This is a genomic window from Micromonospora sp. NPDC048887 (genome assembly GCF_040649715.1).
GTDB lineage: Bacteria > Actinomycetota > Actinomycetes > Mycobacteriales > Micromonosporaceae > Micromonospora.
Map to the genome: position 1 here is coordinate 1 of NZ_JBEZGA010000013.1, position 19,139 is coordinate 19,139.

21 protein-coding genes and 1 pseudogene are annotated in these 19,139 nt (G+C 66.1%); 19 read left to right on the top strand and 3 right to left on the bottom strand.

The genetic code is table 11. From position 1 onward, the window contains the following. Positions 1-75 precede the first annotated feature (75 nt). The 4 genes and pseudogenes from AB0C17_RS20070 to AB0C17_RS20085 all read left to right on the top strand — a co-directional run. Positions 76-309 (top strand): annotated as a pseudogene (locus AB0C17_RS20070) (dsDNA nuclease domain-containing protein); the annotation flags it as partial. A 678-nt stretch (positions 310-987) separates the two neighbouring features. After that, entirely contained in the window at positions 988-1,407 is a 420-nt protein-coding gene (locus AB0C17_RS20075) for a hypothetical protein (protein WP_357479959.1), read from the top strand. Further along, positions 1,404-2,078 carry a hypothetical protein gene (locus AB0C17_RS20080; RefSeq protein WP_357479820.1) on the top strand — a complete coding sequence of 225 codons (675 nt, stop codon included), beginning with the start codon at positions 1,404-1,406 and terminating at the stop codon, positions 2,076-2,078. Before AB0C17_RS20075 ends, AB0C17_RS20080 begins: the two co-directional genes overlap by 4 nt. Further along, positions 2,078-4,015, top strand: a complete 1,938-nt coding sequence (locus AB0C17_RS20085; RefSeq protein ID WP_357479823.1) for a hypothetical protein — start codon at positions 2,078-2,080, stop codon at positions 4,013-4,015. The genes AB0C17_RS20080 and AB0C17_RS20085 overlap by 1 nt, the downstream gene beginning before the upstream one ends. 10 nt (positions 4,016-4,025) lie before the next feature. On the opposite strand, the gene AB0C17_RS20090 is transcribed toward AB0C17_RS20085, so the two are convergent. Next, entirely contained in the window at positions 4,026-4,427 is a 402-nt protein-coding gene (locus tag AB0C17_RS20090) for a GntR family transcriptional regulator (protein WP_357479826.1), read from the bottom strand. 349 nt (positions 4,428-4,776) lie between these two features. On the opposite strand from AB0C17_RS20090, the gene AB0C17_RS20095 reads away from it, so the two are divergent. The 4 genes from AB0C17_RS20095 (at position 4,777) to AB0C17_RS20110 (ending at position 7,373) form a co-directional block, all read left to right on the top strand. Next, positions 4,777-5,313: a hypothetical protein gene (locus AB0C17_RS20095; RefSeq protein WP_357479829.1), complete on the top strand. Its 537-nt coding sequence runs from the start codon at positions 4,777-4,779 to the stop codon at positions 5,311-5,313. Next, positions 5,306-5,638, top strand: coding sequence for a precorrin-4 C11-methyltransferase (locus AB0C17_RS20100; RefSeq protein WP_357479832.1), 333 nt, complete (start codon positions 5,306-5,308; stop codon positions 5,636-5,638). Before AB0C17_RS20095 ends, AB0C17_RS20100 begins: the two co-directional genes overlap by 8 nt. A 149-nt stretch (positions 5,639-5,787) precedes the next feature. Then, positions 5,788-6,609, top strand: coding sequence for a GntR family transcriptional regulator (locus tag AB0C17_RS20105; RefSeq protein WP_357479835.1), 822 nt, complete (start codon positions 5,788-5,790; stop codon positions 6,607-6,609). After that, positions 6,597-7,373, top strand: a complete 777-nt coding sequence (locus tag AB0C17_RS20110; RefSeq protein ID WP_357479838.1) for a glycosyltransferase — start codon at positions 6,597-6,599, stop codon at positions 7,371-7,373. The genes AB0C17_RS20105 and AB0C17_RS20110 overlap by 13 nt, the downstream gene beginning before the upstream one ends. Here AB0C17_RS20110 and AB0C17_RS20115 read toward each other — a convergent pair. Further along, positions 7,357-7,803 carry a hypothetical protein gene (locus AB0C17_RS20115; RefSeq protein ID WP_357479841.1) on the bottom strand — a complete coding sequence of 149 codons (447 nt, stop codon included), beginning with the start codon at positions 7,801-7,803 and terminating at the stop codon, positions 7,357-7,359. The genes AB0C17_RS20110 and AB0C17_RS20115 overlap by 17 nt on opposite strands. Before the next feature lie 1,189 nt (positions 7,804-8,992). Between AB0C17_RS20115 and AB0C17_RS20120 the strand changes: the two genes are divergently transcribed. The 10 genes from AB0C17_RS20120 to AB0C17_RS20165 all read left to right on the top strand — a co-directional run bounded on the left by AB0C17_RS20120 (position 8,993) and on the right by AB0C17_RS20165 (position 17,109). Continuing rightward, entirely contained in the window at positions 8,993-9,388 is a 396-nt protein-coding gene (locus tag AB0C17_RS20120; RefSeq protein WP_357479844.1) for a transcriptional regulator, read from the top strand. Between the two features lie 274 nt (positions 9,389-9,662). Continuing rightward, positions 9,663-11,276 carry an FtsK/SpoIIIE domain-containing protein gene (locus AB0C17_RS20125; protein ID WP_357479846.1) on the top strand — a complete coding sequence of 538 codons (1,614 nt, stop codon included), beginning with the start codon at positions 9,663-9,665 and terminating at the stop codon, positions 11,274-11,276. Next, positions 11,273-11,527: a hypothetical protein gene (locus AB0C17_RS20130; RefSeq protein WP_357479849.1), complete on the top strand. Its 255-nt coding sequence runs from the start codon at positions 11,273-11,275 to the stop codon at positions 11,525-11,527. Before AB0C17_RS20125 ends, AB0C17_RS20130 begins: the two co-directional genes overlap by 4 nt. Positions 11,528-11,532: 5 nt before the next feature. Continuing rightward, a complete protein-coding gene (locus AB0C17_RS20135; RefSeq protein WP_013473706.1) occupies positions 11,533-11,724 on the top strand; it encodes a hypothetical protein in 192 nt (63 codons plus the stop codon). Beyond that, positions 11,721-12,281 (top strand): DUF2637 domain-containing protein, encoded by a 561-nt coding sequence (locus AB0C17_RS20140; protein ID WP_357479852.1) that lies wholly within the window; start codon positions 11,721-11,723, stop codon positions 12,279-12,281. Before AB0C17_RS20135 ends, AB0C17_RS20140 begins: the two co-directional genes overlap by 4 nt. Further along, entirely contained in the window at positions 12,278-14,044 is a 1,767-nt protein-coding gene (locus tag AB0C17_RS20145; RefSeq protein WP_357479855.1) for a replication initiator, read from the top strand. The genes AB0C17_RS20140 and AB0C17_RS20145 overlap by 4 nt, the downstream gene beginning before the upstream one ends. Then, on the top strand, positions 14,041-14,226 hold the full coding sequence (locus AB0C17_RS20150) for a helix-turn-helix domain-containing protein (RefSeq protein WP_018784531.1): 186 nt from the start codon (positions 14,041-14,043) through the stop codon (positions 14,224-14,226). Before AB0C17_RS20145 ends, AB0C17_RS20150 begins: the two co-directional genes overlap by 4 nt. Beyond that, a complete protein-coding gene (locus tag AB0C17_RS20155; RefSeq protein WP_357479859.1) occupies positions 14,223-15,659 on the top strand; it encodes a tyrosine-type recombinase/integrase in 1,437 nt (478 codons plus the stop codon). Before AB0C17_RS20150 ends, AB0C17_RS20155 begins: the two co-directional genes overlap by 4 nt. Before the next feature lie 55 nt (positions 15,660-15,714). Further along, complete coding sequence (locus tag AB0C17_RS20160) at positions 15,715-16,299, top strand: hypothetical protein (protein WP_357479862.1); 585 nt, start codon at positions 15,715-15,717, stop codon at positions 16,297-16,299. A gap of 291 nt (positions 16,300-16,590) precedes the next feature. Then, complete coding sequence (locus AB0C17_RS20165) at positions 16,591-17,109, top strand: HNH endonuclease signature motif containing protein (RefSeq protein ID WP_357383508.1); 519 nt, start codon at positions 16,591-16,593, stop codon at positions 17,107-17,109. Positions 17,110-17,277: 168 nt separating this feature from the next. Here AB0C17_RS20165 and AB0C17_RS20170 read toward each other — a convergent pair whose 3' ends face one another. Then, on the bottom strand, positions 17,278-17,952 hold the full coding sequence (locus AB0C17_RS20170) for a GNAT family N-acetyltransferase (protein WP_357479865.1): 675 nt from the start codon (positions 17,950-17,952) through the stop codon (positions 17,278-17,280). Positions 17,953-18,896: 944 nt separating this feature from the next. On the opposite strand from AB0C17_RS20170, the gene AB0C17_RS20175 reads away from it, so the two are divergent. Next, entirely contained in the window at positions 18,897-19,031 is a 135-nt protein-coding gene (locus AB0C17_RS20175) for a hypothetical protein (RefSeq protein ID WP_357383512.1), read from the top strand. The last annotated feature ends 108 nt before the right edge of the window (positions 19,032-19,139 follow it).

Sequence of the window (19,139 nt, forward strand, 5' to 3'; positions counted from 1 at the left end):
CGTCGGGGTACTTCTTCGGTGCTGCCACGGACGACTTCCTCCCCCACGGCCATCAGACCATGGTCAAGAAGCTCCATGAAAGCGGGGGTGGCTCACGAAGAGGACAGTGGGTCAGACACGCAGGACCGTTACGGTTGGCAACATCACTGCACTGCTGCGGACTGCATTGCCATGTTGTATGAGGACTCGACTATACAACGAATCGTATGCGAGTTTCACGAGGACTATGTGGTTGAACGCGCGAACAACGACATAGAACTAGTGAGTTGCAAGCATCGAGAGGGCACCCAAGGACCGTGGAATCTTTCCGAGATTGCGGTCTCAGGGGGTATCGCGCATCTTTTTTCGCGTTGGAAGACGCTTGGAGCGACGCGAGCCCGGCTGCTTACCAACGCCGGGCTCAAGCCGGGCGCGGCGGACGCTTTGGAGCTTCATCGAGCCTGCCTGAAGGCGGCAGATGGCGTGCCCTTTGACGGGGACATGATTGCCTGTCGTGACGAACTCGCATTTGCTCTATTGGCCGCACGTCGCCGGCGAAAGTTTGAGGGTATTCCTGAAACACCCAAGCCGCCTCGCCGTAGGGCGCTGAGGCCGACACCGCCAGCAGACCTGCTGGAAGAAGTCGAGCGATTCATGCGTGTCTTGCGGATATGTTCCGACTTGCCATCCAGAATGTACATCCGCACCCAACATGTAGAAGAGGTAATGCGGCCGGTACTAGACCTCTCTGGGCACGATTCCGCCGCCTGTGGTGATTGTTACGACGGCGTCGTTACGCTCATCGCCAATCGGAATAAGGCGAACGAACTTCGCGGCCAGTACGCTATGTGGCTCACGAACCCGCAGTATGGAAGTGCGCGTGCAGTCCAAGCGGCACTGGTTGAGGCGCGAACAATCCGGCGGGCGGACCTCGAAGACGTGCTTCCTGCACCGCGTCCACGGACCCTTCTTCGCCGGTGGACGACCTCTGGACACGATCGTCTAAGGGTGAAGTTGGCTGCCGGTGGCGTGCGAAGTACTCGGATCCGCGGCGCTCTGCGGCTGAGAGAAGCTTGGCTCGCTCAATGGGAGGAGGCTCGGCACGACCTCCCCGGAGACGAGGCTGAGAGACAAGATCTTGAGGCCCAGATCTTGGAGATCGCCGGCGATGTCGAAGCGGCCGTCGCCAACTCCGGCGCAGATTGGGGCGAGCGAATGTACGAGCAACTGCGTGAAAAGCTCCGCAACGGGGATGTTGTTCCATCGCCGTCTCTCACCCTGACGCCTGAACACCTTTTCGGGCTGGCGCTGAACCTTACGGCAGAATGCGAGATCTGGTTCAGTGAGGAGTTCGATGTCGAGAAGGCACTACGGGAAGCAGCGCAGCTAAACGCACGGCCTCTGCTTGACCTAGAGGTGGGCCGATGACTACGCCTCAACTTGAGGAAGAAGCCATGAACGCCGCCCTGCAAGCGGCGGCAAGACGTCAGATCAGCGACGACCGGCTAAACGCTCACTCTCCGTCGTCAATTGACGATCGCCTAGCCAAGCGGCGGAGGGCGTCGATGCTCCGCGAGCGACGCGAAGCGGAGTACCATCAAGCCCGCGTACTTATTCTGATCCACGCGCTTTCTGGACAGCGAGGTTCTCTCGACGGACTGACAAAGCTTGCCAAGCTCGACTTTCTTCTACGATATCCTGTATTTCTTGAGCAGTTGGCCGATATGGGTGTTGAGCGCCTCGCCCTTGACGAAACAACAAGGCCTACACCAGACGAGCGTAGAGCAGTTGAGTCTCGGATGGTCCGCTACAAATACGGTCCGTGGGACGATCGCTATTACGGCATCATCGGTGCCCTGGTAGGGCGAGGTCTAGTTGAATATGTTCCGGGCAGGCAGGGAAACGTTACCCTTCGTCCTACCGAAGGTGGGCGGGCTGTCGCTGAGGTTCTCTCACTTGACCCCGCTTGGCGAAGAACCGCGGCGCGATGCGCAGTACTTCGTAAAGCCTTTGCTAGGTCAAATGGAAACCAACTCAAGAACCTCATTTACGATCGCCTGCCGGATGTAGTCGATCGGCCACATCGTACGGAGATTTGATGAGCGTCCGCTTCCGCATCAGTTCTGTAGAACTTGCCACCGACGCAGGCAACTACACCTACTCCTTCGCCGGCCCGTGCACGGTGCTAGATGGACCGGTGGGAACAGGAAAAAGCAGTCTGCTGGAGCTTATCAAACACGTCCTTGGTGGAAACGCCGTTCTGACTCCCGTTGTGAGGAGTGAGGTTAACCGTGTGCGTGCTCAGATCTCGTTGAACGGGATACCGCTAGAGTTAACACGAGGGCTGGCCGGAAAGGCCGCTACGTCTGTGGAATTTCGAGACCCTCGCGACGGCCTCTTGGTGGAGCAGGTTCCAATTCGGTCAACGGCTGATCGTGCAAACGTCAGTGAAACCTTGCTTAGCATGCTCGGCATTCCTGTCGTAGCGATGCCGAGGGCGCGAACCAAGGCTACGGCAGCCTCCGTTCCCCTTACATTCAACGACATCTTCAGCTATCTCTATGTAGAGCAGCAAGAGATCGACCGGAGCATTGTTCACCACACTGAGGTATTTCGAGAGCCGAAGCGGCGAGCGGTATTCGAGTTGATGTTCGGGCTTCTTGATCCGGAACAGTTGGACATTGAGACGGAACTGGGTCGAGTTCGAGATGCGCTGAGGGCTGCTGAAGGCCGCGCAGCAGCGGTGAGAACCTTCCTTGAGACGGCAACTGATAGGGACGAACAGAGCCTTCGCGAGCGACAGTTGATTCTGGGCGAGCAGGCCGAAGAAGCCGCCCGAGGACTTGCAGCATTGCGGACTGAGATTGCCGCGACAACGCACGCCCACGAAGATTTGCGCTCACAGGTGCTGCGAGCGGAGGAAGATGCGCAGAAGTTTGCAGAGGCATGTCAGCTTGCGTACTCAGAGGTTGCGCGAAGGGAGCACGCACTCGCGCAGCTGCACCTGAACGTTGCTCGCGAAGATAAGGCCCGTACAGCAAGCCGGCGCCTTTCACCTCTTGAATTCGTTGTCTGCCCTCGCTGTACCCAGCACCTAGACGAGGGGCGTGCGCCAGCCCATGTCTGCCCGCTCTGTCTTCAGGCTGATCCCTTAGCTGGTGTCGAGTTCGAGGCTTCACTCGGGGATAGCGAGGAGCAGGTATTGGAGTTGGAGAGTCTCCTCGCGCGCGCGATGGCGGACGCCGACAGGGCTCAGGCGGTGTTGGACGAGGCGGATCAGCGGCTCCGGCGGCTCAAGGATGAATTGGATCTTGTGACGGCTCAAGCGGTTACGCCTCGCTTTAGCGAGGTGGAGCTTCTCAGTAGCACGAGGGGGCAGGCTCTTGCTGAGTTGGAGCACACCCAGAACCTTATCCGTTTTTGGGATGAGCTCAGATCTCTTGAGTCAAGGGTCAACGAGATGGAAGCGCGGAGGAATCAATTAGAGGAGCGGCTTGCGAAATCCAAGGCTCGATTGAAGACGCGCAGATCGGTGCTTAGTGAACTGAGTGAACTCTTCGAGCAGACGGTTGGAGAGCTCCAAGTTCCGTGGGCCACTTCTGCGTCGATTGACGGTAAGACCTATCTTCCTCTTGTCAACGGTGAGCGATTCGAGTCACTTGCGGTCGCTGGTGGCACGAAGACCATCGTAACGGTTGCTTATCATCTGACGATCCTTGGGCATGCGCTTGCGCAGCGAGACACGCTGCTGCCCCAGTTCATTATCCTCGACACGCCGCGAAAGAATCTGGGCGTCAATCCCAGCGATAAGGCGATGGGTGCGCGCATCTACGATCGAGTTCGTACTTTGGTCGACGCCTATCGCGATGACGTTCAGTTCATTATCGCCGATAACGATTTTCCCGAAAAGGCAGACTGGATTAGGTCACTTCACTTCGACTACGAGCGGCCCCTGCTTCCGCACGTCGTTCACCCCGGCGAGGAAGCGGCTAAGGCTGGGATGCTCGATACTGTGGATGCTATCCGAGGCCGATGAAGTATCGCTACTAGCTAATGTCGTAGTGATCCACTACCGACTCGACTCGGGAACCTGAGCGACGGATCTCCCGGCGCGTGCGCACCCGCGCCCCCTCTGGAATATCCAGAATCTTGGCCAATTCCCTGTCTGCCACTCGTTCATGCCAGGTATTCGTAACGACGGTACTCGCACTCTGAGGGGTATTCGGCGAGACGTAGGTGCCCCGTCCATGGGCTGTTACTAACAGACCCTCGTCCCGCAGGAACGCTATGGCCTGCCGCACGGTCCCTCGACTTGCCCGAAACTCGGCGGTGAGTGCACTCTCTGGCGGCAAGAGAGCGCCCGGCGGGATAGCGCCGCTTTCGATGCGCTCCCTCAGTTCGTCGGCGATGACGCGGTAGCGGGGTAGGCCGTAGTGCGGGGTGGGCACCTGCTCACCGTACCTGGCACTTGTCTTACCAAGTGCCAACCGAGCGACACGTTTCGACGTATGGACAACACGTCCACTTGTAGGTACGTTTCCCTGTGTGCGGCCAGGGTGACGGTTCGTATCAGGGGTGGTGGCGCGCCGGCCCTGGTCGCACCTGACGCGCGGCGTCCTGTCGGACCGGGTGCGGTAGCCGCGCGTACAAGTTGGCTCGGTGATACCCGGCCGGTCTGTGTCGGACGGTGCGCCGTGCCTTCATTCGGGCCGGTGGCCGGCTGCATTCCCCCGTGGCTGGCCACCGGTCCTCGCCTACCTGTGGAGGTGCGATGTCCGGCTCTCATCGTCGGCGCGGTTGGTTCTCGTCCTGGTGGTCCGGGAGGCGTCCGCCGGCTGTGGCCACCGACAGCAACGTCTCGCCGATGCGGTGCACGCCGACCAATGCCGTCCCGACGTGTTGGTGGGGTGCGGGACCGACCCGGGAGTTGCCTACGCTGCGGTACGCGCCGTTGATGACGCTGGCGCAGTCCTACCGGGGCAATGGTGGGCGGTGGCCGCGATGAGGCGGACGAACAAGCCGACCGAGATCACGAGTCACCCGGGCTGGTGCTCGCCGGATCGCTGCGGCCACTTGGTGCCGCCGTTGATGGCGCACATGGCCCGGCGTCACCGAGGGCCGATGTTCCGGGTGGGTGACGTCCGGTCGAGCGGAGCCGTCGTCACCTACCTCATCGGTGCTGACGCGCTGGCGCCGTTGGTCGCTGTGCACTCGTGGTGCCGGACGGGGAGCGGCTGGGCAGAGTTGTCGCTGCCCCAGGTGGCCGAACTGGTCGAGCATCTGCGCGATCTGTTGAAGCGGGCCGGCGGCGACCAGGGAGCCAACGATGAGTGACGGCCTGCCCATGACCGAGAGTGCCCCGCCGTCGGTCACATGCCCGGGATGGTGCCGGGGCTGCGGACCGAACGACCCGATGCACCGCGGCTTCCTCGCCACCATCGGCCGGGAGCGGACAGGCTGGGTCAGCCTTCAGCTACTCATCGACCGGTTCGCGCGTCGGGACCTGGCCGTCAAGCTCGACGCGACCCGCTACGGCGCGACGCAAACGGTGCTCCTCTCGGCGGCGCAGCTCGACCGGCTGATTGACGAGCTGGCGCGCGCCCGTGAGGTGATGCGGGCACCCGTCAGTCAGGGCCATCGAACGGGGGAGGGGCGATGAACTCGGGCGGCCGTCGGGGCGTCGCCGTTCCCCGTGCTCCTGGCCCTCGTCGTGGGCAGCCGCCGCGAGCAGCGGTAACGGTCCCTCCGGTTCCCCCACGGCCGGCGGGCGGGACCACCTGGCAGACGTTGGAACGTCTAGGGGGTACGGTGACCGGTGTGCATGGCCGGGACTGGCGCCCTCGATACCTGCAACTCGCGGAGGAGTTGCGGGTAAAGATCATGGCCGGAGAGATGGCCCCGGGCACCCTCATGCCGAGCGAGACCGAGCTGGCCGAGTCGTCCGGCCTCTCCCGCACCAGCGTTCGCAACGCTATCCGGCAGCTCCGGGAATGGGGCTTGGTCCGGGCCGAGCAGGGGCGCGGGACCTACGTCCGGGCGCCTCGGCAGCGGGTACGCCGTCGCAACAGCGAGCGGTACCAGTGGGAGAAGGATCGGGTCCTGCTCGACGAGGCCGAGCGGTTGAAGACCGGCGCTACCGAGCACGACACCGGCCTGACCGTCGACGACCTGAAGTTCCATGCGGAGTACTCCCGGGTGGAGGCGGATGCGGAGATGGCGGCGGCCTTGCAGGTCGAGCCGGGTACGCCGCTGCTGCGCCGCGTCTACTGGACCTCCTCCCGCCGCGAGAGCGCGCCGCTGACCGTGTCGTACTCCTACCTGCCGTACGACCTGGTGGCAGCGAACCCGGACCTGCTCGACGAGAGCAAGGAACCCTGGCCCGGCGGCACACAGCACCAGCTCTACACGCTCGGCATCGAGCTGGACCGGATCGACGACGAGATCCGAGCGCGTCCGCCGTCGCCGGACGAGGCCGAACTGCTCGACATCGACCCGGGCGTCTCCGTGCTCACCGTCCGGAAGACCTCGGTCGACACCACAGGCCGGGTCGTCGAGGTCGCCGACGTGGTGATGCCGGGTGACCGGACCGAGCTTGTCTACTCCCACAAACTCCAACGGTGGAAGACTTGACGCAGCTCGTCTCGGTCATCACTCCGGTCCACGCGCCCAGCATCGAGCACCTTGCCGGCGCCTACGAGTCCTTGGCGAAGCAGGAAATGCCAACCGCGTGGGACTGGCAATGGCTCGTCCAAGAGGACGGGCAGACCGGCGCCCTGGTCGACGTGCTGCCGGATGATCCCCGGATCAGTCTCGGCACCGGCCGCCCCGGCGGGCCCGGTGTTGCCCGCACCCTCGCCCTTTCCCGGGTTGCCGGGCAACTCATCAAGGTCTTGGACGCCGACGACCAGTTGACCCCCGGCGCGCTCGCCCGGGACATCGCCGCCTTCGACGCGCACCCGCAGATCGGCTGGACCACCTCGCGGGTACTCGATCTGCTGCCGGACGGGTCAACCGCCGGATGGGACAAGGATCCAGCCGGCGGAGTCGTCGACCGCGGCGCAGTCCTCTCGTTCTGGCAAACCAACGACTACCGCGCATCGGTGCACCCGGCGACCCTGTGCCTACGGCGGGATCTCGTCTTCGCCCTGGGCGGCTGGATGGCCCTTCCGGCCTCCGAGGACACGGGCCTACTGCTCGCCGCCAACGCCGTCAGCGCCGGCTACTTCACCCGGGAGTACGGGCTGCTCTACCGCAAGTGGCCCGGCCAGGTCACCAGCCAGGCTGCACACCGGGAACCGGCCGAGTATCAGGCACGTATGAGGATCATCGAGGCCAGAGCCAACGCCCTGGCCTCGATGCTGCCTAACGGTCTACCGCTCACTCCTCTGGTGTAGCCTCGTGCCCCGGCATCCCGTGGGTACGCCGCCGCTCCTTCATCTCCGCTTCGTAGATGTGCCGCCGACCGCCGGCTAGCTTCTCCCGCGCGTCCCGCTCAATCTCCTGGAACGCGGCGTAGTAGCCGTCGTCGAACTCCTCCACGATCTGGAACGTCCAACGGCCGGGTAGCAGGTTGCGGCCCAACAATTCGTGCTCGACCCGGTCGGCCGTCTCGTCGTGCCCGGCCTCGCGGAGCAGCTTCACCACCCGATCGAGGGTGAGATCCGCGCCGCCAACGAGCTGATGCGCCGAGTACAGGTGACCACGTACGCGGTGGATCGTCTCCAGTGCCTTGCTCAGCTCGCCCAATGCCTCGACGGTCGTGTCGTCAACATGCGCGGGTCGCGAATGATCGTCATCGACTGCTGGTGTCTGCTGGCTTGACATAGCACGGCGATACCCGCCTTTTGTGGGTTGAACCAGGCACCTGGCCTGCTTCGCTAGGCGGGTGCCGGTCGTGGGGAGGAGGCCCTCCCCACGACCGCGCGAGCTACACGATGGCTGGCGTGACGCCCAGGACGAGGATGATCACTACCAGGATCTGGATCATCACGGCCTGCGGGAGCCGCAGCGAAAGAGTCATCTCGGTCAAGCTTCACCTTCTTCGGTTCGATGCACTGGACAATGAGCTGCAGAGATGGGCCTTCGACGCTGAGTCGGGCGGGCTTGCATTCCCACCCGGATCGAAGGATTCTCCTTGGCCGACGCAGATCATCGCACGAGAGGGTCGGACGCCGCAATTCACCCCCTCCCGGTTGACCAACTGAGTCCCGATCCCGTGAGCCGCTGAGTGGCTCGTTTCGGTTCACGGTGGTGACTCGGTCGGGGCGGGCTGGGTCCCAACGCGGGCCGGGCCAACTTCGCCCGTCTCTCGCGGGCGAAGTCGCAGGTCAGAGTGTTGACTCATTCCTGCATCAAACGGAGTGGAACTTGTAAGCATTAATGGAAGGATTAGTCAGCGAGGTGCTCTTCGTGGCCTATCCCGATGCTTATCGGGACGTTTTTCGGCTCGGTCGCTGACGGCCTAATTCGAAACCATTCCTGCACCCTATGGTTGCGCATACTCAAGACTTTCTTTGTGCTCGCCGAAGTACCGGAGTTTTCGAGAGATCTAGCGGTATGCCATACTCTTGGTGGCAGCTCGCAGGGCAGCGTTACTAGCCTGACCTGCGGCGATGTGCCCCTTCGGTCGGTTCAATGCACTGGACGCGCCGACAGGTCGACGGCCTCTCCGCTTGCATCGGAGGGGCCGTCGCTCGTTCTCCCCGGCTGCTGTCCGCGGTGTCCCTGATGTGCACGCTCGTGGCGTGTCGCCCGCCCGCGAGGTCATTTCCCGTTGCTGAACGTGACGCAAAGCAGCTAAAGTTCGCACCCTCAGTCATCTCGCAGTGTCCGCGGACTGTCCACTGTGGACAGCGAAAGTCTGGCGACGCTTGAAGCGGTCTTGCCGCTGTTTTCGTTCACCTCCGGCCGTGATAGCGGGGCGTGGAGAGGCAACTTGTTGACTTGTCTGCCAAGTGCCGTCTACCTTGGAGTCTCAACTTGGCAGACATGCCAACAACCTGGAGGTTGAGCGATGGCTCTGCGTGGCGGTACGAGGTTCGCCGTGCGTTGTGAGGACGTGTTCCCGGCGGGATGCGCCTTGGTCCCCGAGTCCCTGGGTGAGGTCGAGGACTACGACGAGAAGACCGGCCGGCGTAGCCCGGCGAAGGACAAGCTGACCGGCCAGCGGGTGTGGCAGGTCCGCGTGATGGACCTGGACCCGGAGCTCGGCAAGCGCTCCCGGGAAACGACGGTCAAGATCTCCGCCGACTACCAGCCGGTCCCGCCGACGGGCGCCCCGTTCGAGGCGGTGGAGTTCGAGGGCATGACGGTGACGCCGTACGTGTCGAACAACGGCCGGATGGCGTACTCGCTGCGGGCGACCGGCATGCGCGCCCCGGCGGGCGTGGCCAGCAAGGCGGCGGCGTAGCCGCATCAGGTGGGGGCGGGGCTGTCAGGTCTTGGCGGACGGCAGCCCCGCCCTCTGTCTCTTTCCCCTGCTCTGTCGAGAGAGGTAGTGACGTGTCCAAGCGTAGGCGTTCGCCTGCCCCGGTTCAGCCTCGGTGCGGCGTGTGTCAGTCCCGGTTCGACCCGGCCGGCGGTGCGGCTGACCGCTGCCCGCTCTGGGTCGGGCAGCCCGTTCTTCCGTTCCCTCCGGTCCGGGATGGGTCGGGTCGGTTCGTGTCGCTGCGGGGTGCGCGATGATGCGCCGGCCGCGTGGCGAGGTGGTGCTGACGACCGGGGATCTGCTGGTGGTCCGACCGAAGCGGTTCGTTCTGCCGATGTGGGCGGTCGTGCTCGGCCTGGTGCTGCGCTGGCTCGCCCGGGGTTGCTGGTGGTGCCTGCGCCACCCCGTCACCGTCGGCCTGGTCGTGCTCGCCGTTGTCCTCTACGCCGACTACGGCTGGGCGGGCCTGGTCGTGCCGCTGGTCCTGGCGTCGGCGGGGTCGGCTCTGTGGCGGTGGCGCGATGAGGCGTCCTGGTGGCGGTGGTGCGCCGGGCCGCTGCTCGGCCGATTCCGTCAGCTCTTCATCTACCGGCGGGCGTGGCACGAGGCCATGACCCTCTGCGGCCTGGCCGACACGTACGACCGTCGCGCCGTCCTGCCCGAACTGCTGCGCGTGCGCTCGGATCAGGCACTCGACGTACTGACCATCCGCATGGTCCGCGGGCAGACCCCGGCCGACTTCCAACAGGTCACAGCGAACCTCGCGTACGCCTTCGGTCGGCGGCACGCCCGGGTCTACTCCGAGCGGCCCGACGACCCGCCCACCCGTACCGGCTATCGGGCGCGGCTGCTGGGATGGGTGGACCGGGTGCGGTTCCGGGACCGGCCGACCGTGGTCTACCTGGTCCTCGTCCGCACCGATGCCCTGCGGCCGGTCGTAGCACCGTTCGACGCCCCGGCCGTTCCGGACCTCACCGCGCTGCCGCTGGCCCGGCGGGAAGACCTAGGCACCTGGTACCTGCACCTGCTCGCCACGCATGTCCTGATCGGCGGGGCCACCCGGTCCGGCAAAGGCTCGGTGCTCTGGTCACTGGTCCGGTCGCTGGCCGGCGGCATCACCTCCGGTCTCGTCCGGCTCTGGGTGATCGACCCCAAGGGCGGCATGGAGTTCGCCATGGGCCAGCCCCTGTTCGCCCGGTTCGCCTGCAAGTCCTTCGAGGCCATGGCCGACCTCCTCGACGAGGCCGTGGCAGTCATGCGGGAGAGGCAAGCCCGGCTCGCCGGGACGGTCCGAGTGCACACCCCGACCGAGGCTGACCCCCTGGTCGTCGTCGTCATCGACGAGATGGCCGCGCTCACCGCGTACCTGCAAGACGTCGAGCTGCGCAAGCGCATCGCCGGCTCGCTCGGGCTACTGCTGTCCCAGGGTGCCGGGGTCGGCGTCCTGGTAGTCGCCGCGTTGCAGGACCCCCGTAAGGAGGTGCTGCCGTTCCGGGACCTGTTCCCGACCCGCATCGCGCTCGGCCTCACCGAGGCGGCTCAGGTCGACCTCGTGTTGGGCGACGGCGCCCGCAATCGGGGTGCCCTGGCCGACCAGATGCCACGGTGGGCCAAGGGCGTCGGGTACGTGATCCTCGACGGCACCCCGGAACCGATGCGGGTCCGCTTCTCGTACATCACCGACGACCACATCCGCGAACTCGCCCGCGAATACCCGGCTCCGGCCAACGCGGCGGACATCCTCGCCCAGGTCGGTCGCGAGTCGACGCCGGAACCGGTCCGGTCGGCCCTGCCCCGGCAGCGTCGCGGGCCACTGCTGCCGGACGCATTGCGCGACATCCTCGACGCCGACGGGGGTGAGTCGCGGTGACCGCCCCGACCTTCTACCGGCTCCGCGCACCGAGCCCGGACGGCGCGAGCAGCACGGCGGTGTCCGTCCGCGTCGGCCCCGACCGGCCCGACCCGTACCCGATCTATCTCGCCGTCGGCGGTGGCCGGCGCCGCATGCACCTGACCCCCGACGAGGCGTGGGCGCTGTGGCGCTGCCTCTCCGAAGCGGTCGCCTCCCTCGGCGATCCGCCCGACCACATCCGTACCCGCGTCACCCCGGACCGGAGGTAGCCCCGATGTCCCTCAAGCGCTTCTTCCTCGGTACTCACCGCATCAAGCCGCTGAACATCGACCTGGACGGCTCCCCGGACCGGCTCGCCGCCGCGCTGCACGGCCTGGCGCACATGGTCCGCCGTCGGGACGACCTCGACGGGCAGCGCATCCGCATCACCGTCACCATCCGCATCCCGGAAGGCGACTTCGAATGATCCGCCACCGAGCCGAGTCCGGCGTCCGGATGCTGATCCTGCTCGCCATCGGGATCATGGCCGGCGCCGCCGCGTTCACCCACGTCCACGACCTGACCGTGGCCCACGGCCAGCCCGACTGGATCGGCTGGGCCAACGCGGTAGCCGTCGAGCTGATGGCGATCTACCTCGGCCTGGAGATCCGCGCCCGCCGTCGCGCCGGTCGCCCGGTCGGCCTGGTCGGCGTGCTCCTGGTCGCGTTCGCCCTGCTCTCCCTCGCCGCCCAGGTCGCGGAAGCCGAACCGTCCGTGTGGGGCTGGATCGTGTCCGCCGTGCCGTCGCTGGCGTTCCTTGCCCTGGTCAAGGTCGTCCTGTCCAGCGCACCCGCCCCGGCACCCGAACCGGATCAACCGCCGGTCGACTGGACCTACGAGGTACCCGAGCAAGTCGTCACCGAGCCCGAGCCCCAGCAGCCGACCGCGCCCGCTCCGGCGGTTCGCCCGGCACCGGCCGCGGTGCTGCCTCCGCTCGGCGTCGTCCAGCCGAACCGACCCCAGGTCGTCGGGATCATCCGATGACCGCTCCCACCCTGCCCGGCCTCGCTCCCGCCGCCCCGACCCCGGCTGCTCCTCGGCCGGGGTCGCGGGCGGCCCGCATGGCGCTGCCTCGTTCGGTCGACGTGCTCAAGGAGATCGCCGCCGAGTACGGCGTCTGCGTGCGCCCCCTGGCTATGCGCCGCACGGATCTCGACACCGGCCTGACCGAGGTCATCGACCTGCCCTGCGGCGCGACCCGCGAGGACAAGTGCGCGCCGTGCGCGAAGAAGAACCGCCGGCTGCGGCAGGCCCAGATCCGCGAGGGCTGGCACCGCGACGACGAACCCCTACCCGGCCCGGAACCTGCGACCGAGGCACAGAAGTCCCTGATCCTGTTCCGCGCACACCTGGAGTTCTCCCGCGACGAGGCCGTACGCGGTGCCCAGTGGGACCAGGTGACCGACCTCGACGAGGCGATCCGCGAGGTAGAGGAAGCCATCGCCGCCGAGGGCCTGCGCGGGCGCGTCGGGCCACCCCACGCCGCCGCCGACGAGGACTCCGACGACGAGCCCGGCCGCCGGCGCAAGCGCTCCACCAAGCGGCGTCAGGACGCCCCCGAGCTACCTCGGCGCAAGGTCGAGCGGCGCACCGTCGGCAAGACCTACACCGCTCCGGACGGCGCGACGTTCCGGCCGTCGATGTGGCTGACGCTCACCCTCGACTCGTACGGCCCGGTCCGCCCCGACGGCACCCCGCTCAACCCCGACCGGTACGACTACCGCCGCGCCGCCTGGGACGCCGTGCACTTTCCGCGTTTGCTCGACCGGTTCTGGCAGAACTTGCGCCGCTGTGAGGGCTGGAACGTCCAGTACGCCGGCTGCGTCGAGCCGCAACGCCGACTCGCCCCACACGCCCACTTCGCCATCCGAGGGACCATCCCTCGGGACGTGCTGCGCACCGTGGCGGCGGCGACCTATCACCAGGTGTGGTGGCCGGCGGTCGAGATCCAGCGCTACACCCTCGACCGGCTTCCCGTCTGGGACGAGCAGGCGGCGGAGTGGGTCGACCCGGACACCCAGCAGCCGCTGACCACTTGGACGGAAGCCCTCGACGCCATCGACGAGGACCCGGACGCCGAACCGGTGCACGTGGTGCGCTTCGGCGCCCAGGTCGACGCCCGCGGCGTCATGCCCGGCACCGAGGACGCCGAGAGGACCATCCGGTACGTCACGAAGTACATCACCAAGCACACCGGCGATGTCCACAAGGCGACCACCGACCGGCAACGCAAGCACCTCGACCGGCTCTGGCAGCAACTCCAGCTCACCCCCTGCACCGAGCGATGCGCCAACTGGTTGCTCTACGGCGTCCAGCCTAAGAAGGCACACGCCAAGCTCAAGCCCGGCCGCTGCAAGGGCAAGGTCCACCAGCGCGACACCCTCGGCATCGGCGGCCGGCGCATCCTCATCTCCCGTGACTGGTCCGGCAAGACCCTCGCCGACCACAAGCACGACGTACGCGCCTGGGTCCGGGCACTGCTCGGCGCCACCACCGACAGCGCCACCGCCGGGCAGCTCGTCGACGACCAGGACGCCACCGTCGAACGGGTCCGGCACGCCTGGGAACTCGCCCGACCCGACGACCCCGACGTGGGACCGCTGGCCCACCGGCTCATGCGCTCCATCAGTGAGCGTGCCCGCTGGCGGTCCGAACTGCTCGCCGCCAAGGACCGGGCCGCGCAGGGGTCGGCAGATCTTTCGGCAACTCAGCACAGCGCACAGCACGACGGGGAGGGGACGCAGTGAACGAGGAGTTGTTGACCGTGCCGGAAGTGCTCGCCGAGCTGCGCGTACCGCGTTCGACCTGGTTCTACTGGCGGCAGACCGGCAAGGGACCACGGGTGATCAAGCTTCCGAACGGGCAGCTTCGGGTCCGCCGGTCGGCGCTCGGTCGGTGGCTCGGCGAGCTGGAGCAGGACGCGGCATGAAGAGCTACGAGGTCCAGATCTGGGAGATCGGCAAGCGCGCTGACCGGAAGGCTCGGCCCTGGCGGGTCCGCTGGGCGGTGAGCGGCCAACGCTTCGAGAACATGTTCCGTACCAAGGCCCTGGCGCACTCGTTCCGCGCCGAGCTGGTCCAGGCGGCCAACGCGGGGGAGCCCTTTGACCCGGCCACCGGCCGCCCGGTCTCCGAGGCCAGAACCAAGAACCCCACCACCTGGTACGCCCACAGCCGCGCCTACGTTGAGATGAAGTGGCCCCGCGCGGCGGCCAAGACCCGCCGCTCGATCGTCGAGGCGCTGACCTCCATCACGGTGACCCTGACCCGCCCAGCGAGGCGGGGCCGACCGGCTGACGCGCTGCTTCGCGAGGCGCTGTACCTCTACGGCCTCAACCCGCGCCGCTGGTCCGACGAGATCCCCACCGAGCACGCGGCGGCGCTGGCCTGGCTGGAAACCGCGTCCCTGCCGGTCGTCGAGCTGGACTCACCCGCGATGGTCCGTCGCGTCCTCGACAGCCTCTGCGTACGCCTCGACGGCAAGCCCGCGGCTGCCTCCACCGTCCAGCGGAAGCGAGCCACCTTCTACAACGTGCTCGGGTACGCCGTCGAGCTGGAGCTGATCGACTCCAACCCGGTCGACAAGGTCCAGTGGACCGCTCCCGAGGTCGCGCAGTCCATCGACCGGCGAGTAGTGGCGAACCCGGCCCAGGTCGCCACGCTGCTGGAGGCGGTGAAATCTCTCGGCAAACGGGCCGACAAGGTCACGGCGTTCTTCGGCTGCCTCTACTACGCCGGCATGCGGCCCTCAGAAGCGGCCGACCTGCGGCGGGAAGACTGCGACCTGTCGGGCCGGTGCGCCGGCTGCGGCGCGGACTTCGACGACCTGGCGGCGGTGAAGCCCTCCCGGTCCTGTGACCACGAGAAGATCGAATATCGCTGGGGTCGCCTGGTGCTCGCCGGCACCTCGCCGCGCGCTGGGTCGCACTGGACCGACGATGGCGGCTCTCACGAGCGGCGCGGACTCAAGCACCGGGGGAGGGCCGAGACTCGTACGGTCCCGATCCCGCCCCGGCTGGTCGAGCTGCTGTGCGCGCACGTCGACAATCACGGGATCGGTCCGGACGGTCGGTTCTTCCGGGGCCTGCACGGTGGGCCGCTCTCCGAGTCGGTCTACGACCGCTGGTGGAAGCTCGCCCGCGACAAGGCGCTGACCGAATCGCAGGTTGCCTCGCCGCTCGTCCGCCGTCCGTACGACCTGCGGCACGCGGCGGCCTCGCTCTGGCTGAATGCCGGCGTCCCACCGACCGAGGTCGCCCGGCGCCTGGGCCACGGCGTCGCCGTCCTGCTCCGGGTCTACGCCAACTGCATCGACGGCGGCGACGACACCATGAACGACAAGATCGGCGAGGCTCTCGGCTGATGGCCGAACTGAGGAGAGGGCAGACCTGCGGGAAGGTGAGCCCTAGGCTAACGCGATGTTGGCAGAGCGAGGAGTGATCGATCTAGACGAAGATGGTCGCCAGTCAGCGGTGGACCGCCCTGACCGCCTGATGCGCAGGTCAAAGATGGTCGTTCGGCTGGTCGCGGTCTTCCTGATCGGTGCTGTGCTTGGCGGTGTCGGTGTCAACGAGCTGCGAAACTCGCAGGAAGAGCGAAACCGGGTCGGGTCGGTATCACTCGTCGCAATCCCTGTGTCGGCAGGAGGCGGCGGCTCGGACGTCAAAGGCGTTTTCCAGATGGATGGGCAGCTGGCGGTGATCAACACTGGCCCTGCGCCGATCACGGTTGTTGCGGTTGCCGGGGAAGGACCGGGCGTTCTGGTACGTGGTACCGGAAAGTCTGTATTGCTACGTTCCGGCGGTACCCGCTGGGTCGACGTCAAGCTGAGGTTCGAATGTGCGACTGCGTTCGGGAGTGAGCCTTTTTCGATGCGCCTGTCGGTCGAGACCGCGGACCGGCAGACGAGTGAGGTCGCCTATACCGTCGCCGTGGCGGGGAGCGTCTGGCACCTCGGCGCCGAACGACCGTGTGAGCACCTCCTTCGAGACGGTCAATCGTGACGGCAGGTGGGCAGTGTCGGGGCGTGGGCGGATGGTGGGCGCTCGTATGCGAGCGCTGCGGTCGATGTAGAGAAAGAGCAGGTCAACGCCGCTAATCGGGACAGGATCACGGACGCCCTGTAAATCCGTCGCGAAAGCTACAGAGGTTCGAATCCTCTACCCGCCACCAGGGATCGGCAAGGCCCTTGACCTGCGGAAATGCAAGGTCGGGGGCCTTCGTCGTCTCCGCGCGGTTTTACCACGGTCGACCCTGCTAGTCCGTCTGATCGGGCATGTAGCTGGCACGTACTGATGGGAGACGAGATGCCAGAGGGAAGGCCACCGATCCCCATGGCGATACAGCGGGACGTCCTGGTCGAGGCCGGCCACCGCTGCGCGATCCCGACGTGTCGCCAGGTGCCAACGGAGTTCGCTCACATTGACCCTTGGTGCAAGGTCCAAGAGCACACCTTCGCGAACATCATCGCTCTCTGCCCGACGTGTCACTCCCGTTACGATCAAGGGCACATCGATCGCAAGGCAATGTTCCAGTACAAGGCAAACCTCTCTGTTTTGAACCACCGCTACGGCGACCTTGAACGCAGGTTGTTGGAAATCTTCGCGGCGGAGCCCGAGATGTCCGTGATCCAGCTACCAGGTGGCTTCAGGATCATGCTTAGCTACCTGATCCGCGACGGTCTGCTGGTGCCGGTCGACCTGGGAGGACCGAAGGGCTTCATCATGGGGATGCCCATGATGGAGCATTTTGGCCTCACCCAGAGCGGCCGAGAGTTCGTTACGCGCTGGGCGCAAGCTCAACCGGTGGGCTGAGCCATTGCCTTGCAAGGATCAAGCCTGTTTGTCGGCTGGCGTCGACTGGTGCGGCTGACCTGCTCAACTCGTCGGTTGCCGCCGCTCGTCATCCACGCCTGTCGGCCAGCTTGGTTTTACCGGTGGCCGTACAGCCCAACGGACGTGCGGCCACGTGGGCAGCGGCCATCACCGGGATGCGGCCCGCTTGGCGTCCATCAGCTCAAGCATCTCGTCGCTGAGTCCGTGGATCGTGATGTCGTCGCGGTGGCTCTCCCACCGTTCGCGGTCGAGCACCAGGTTGATCTGCTCCTGGCGGGCACCCTCGAAAGCCCGGATTGTGGTGCCGTTCGACTGATAGCCAAGCGACCACGAGACTCCCAGCGACGGCGCGTTGGTGGACCAGGCGGCGGACTCGGCGCGCTCCGCTCCCAGCCCGGCGAACGCGAGATGCAGGATGGCGCCCCGCATCTCCTTGCCGTAACCACGCCGCTGGAACCGCCGCGCGATCCATGACCCCGTCGAGACGGTCTTGGTGATCCCGAAGCCCTGCGCGCCGATCTCCTGCACCCCGACGCAGACGCCATCGACCTTCACAGCCATTACCAGGTTCCATCTGCCCGGCCGCCAGTCCGCCAGGGACGCCCAGCAGTACCGCAGGAACGACCACTCGGCCTGGGGAGACGGCCCCGACTCCCACCCCGCTACCGGCGAACGCGCCAGAAAGCGGTCCTGCGGATCGTAGATGCCGGCTGCCGCATGAATCGCCAGTTCGGCAAGCTCGTCCTCACCCGGTACAACCAGCTCAAGCACGGACGTCGTCACCCGCACACCGCGCACGGGCCAGATATCGGCCAACGTCATCCGAGCATCATGCCCTGCCCTGCCCTCTGCCGTCGCCCAAAGGGGTTGGCGGATCTCCTTGCCGGGCAGTCGTAGACAGTCCAGCCTTCCCGAACGGGGACGCCCTACCGGACGAACGACCTTGGCCCCGTCCGGAAGGCTGGTAGCCCTTGTGGTGCCGGCCCGCCCGCTAGGCCCAGCGTCCGGGACGTGCAGTCGCTCAATCGGCAGCATCCTGCGACCTCGGCCTCCTCGATTTAGGGAGTGGCTATGGCTGTCGTTCCGGAGGTTCAGACCCGACATCTGAATCGGCTCTGCGGTGTGGTGGCGATTGGGACGCCGAGAGGCAGGAGGCCGAACCGCCGGTACAGGCTGGATCGGGGCGACGGGGGCCGGAGACGCCGACGACACCTGCGGAACTTGATCGGACCCCGCTCCGCGTACTCACACGAGGACCGCACCTCGTAGGTCCCTGACCGCACGTCGTCCCTGAGTCGGCCACTAGCCCTGCCGCTGCGCCGTCGCCCCAGGTGGGCTGTCGGACCGGCATCTGTCGGGCATGGGAGGAGAGATGAGCCGGAGAGCCCTTGACTGATGATTGACACGGTTCGTCCGGCGTGAAACCTTGCCTCAGGTATCGATGATGGTAGAGGCTGTCCGGGGAGCGGGAGGCCGAGGCGCGTGAGCCGTCACTGTGGCTGCGCGTGAGTCGGTGGAGGGCCTGATGAGGGAATCAGACGATAAGGTGCGCTTTACGCCTGAAGTCGCTGTGCGCGCCTTTCGTGGCGGCGGCCGGACTGATCGTGACCTCATCCTGGGCCGGAGGGTCGGGGCACGCCTGACGAACGGATGATTCCTCTGTTCGGGGCGTCATGGAGGCACGCGCAGCGCTTTTGTGGGTGCGTGTGGTGTGGCACGATCGTGGAACCTCCACCCTCTCTGAAATTCTCTCGACAGGAGCAATCATGTCTGGTCGAAGGCTGGGCCGGCTGCTTGGCTCACTCCTTGTGCTCGCCGCCCTCGTGGGCGGCAGTGTCGGCGGTGTCGATTTCGGCGGCATCAACGGGGGCATTCAGACCCTGGACATCGTCTGGCAGTGACCGGCTTCTCCGGTCTGCCGTCGAGCACGACGTCCGCGCGTCAGTCGGGCACGACACCAGCGCATCAGTCGGGCACGACTCGCACGCATCAGTCGGGCGACTGTCGGG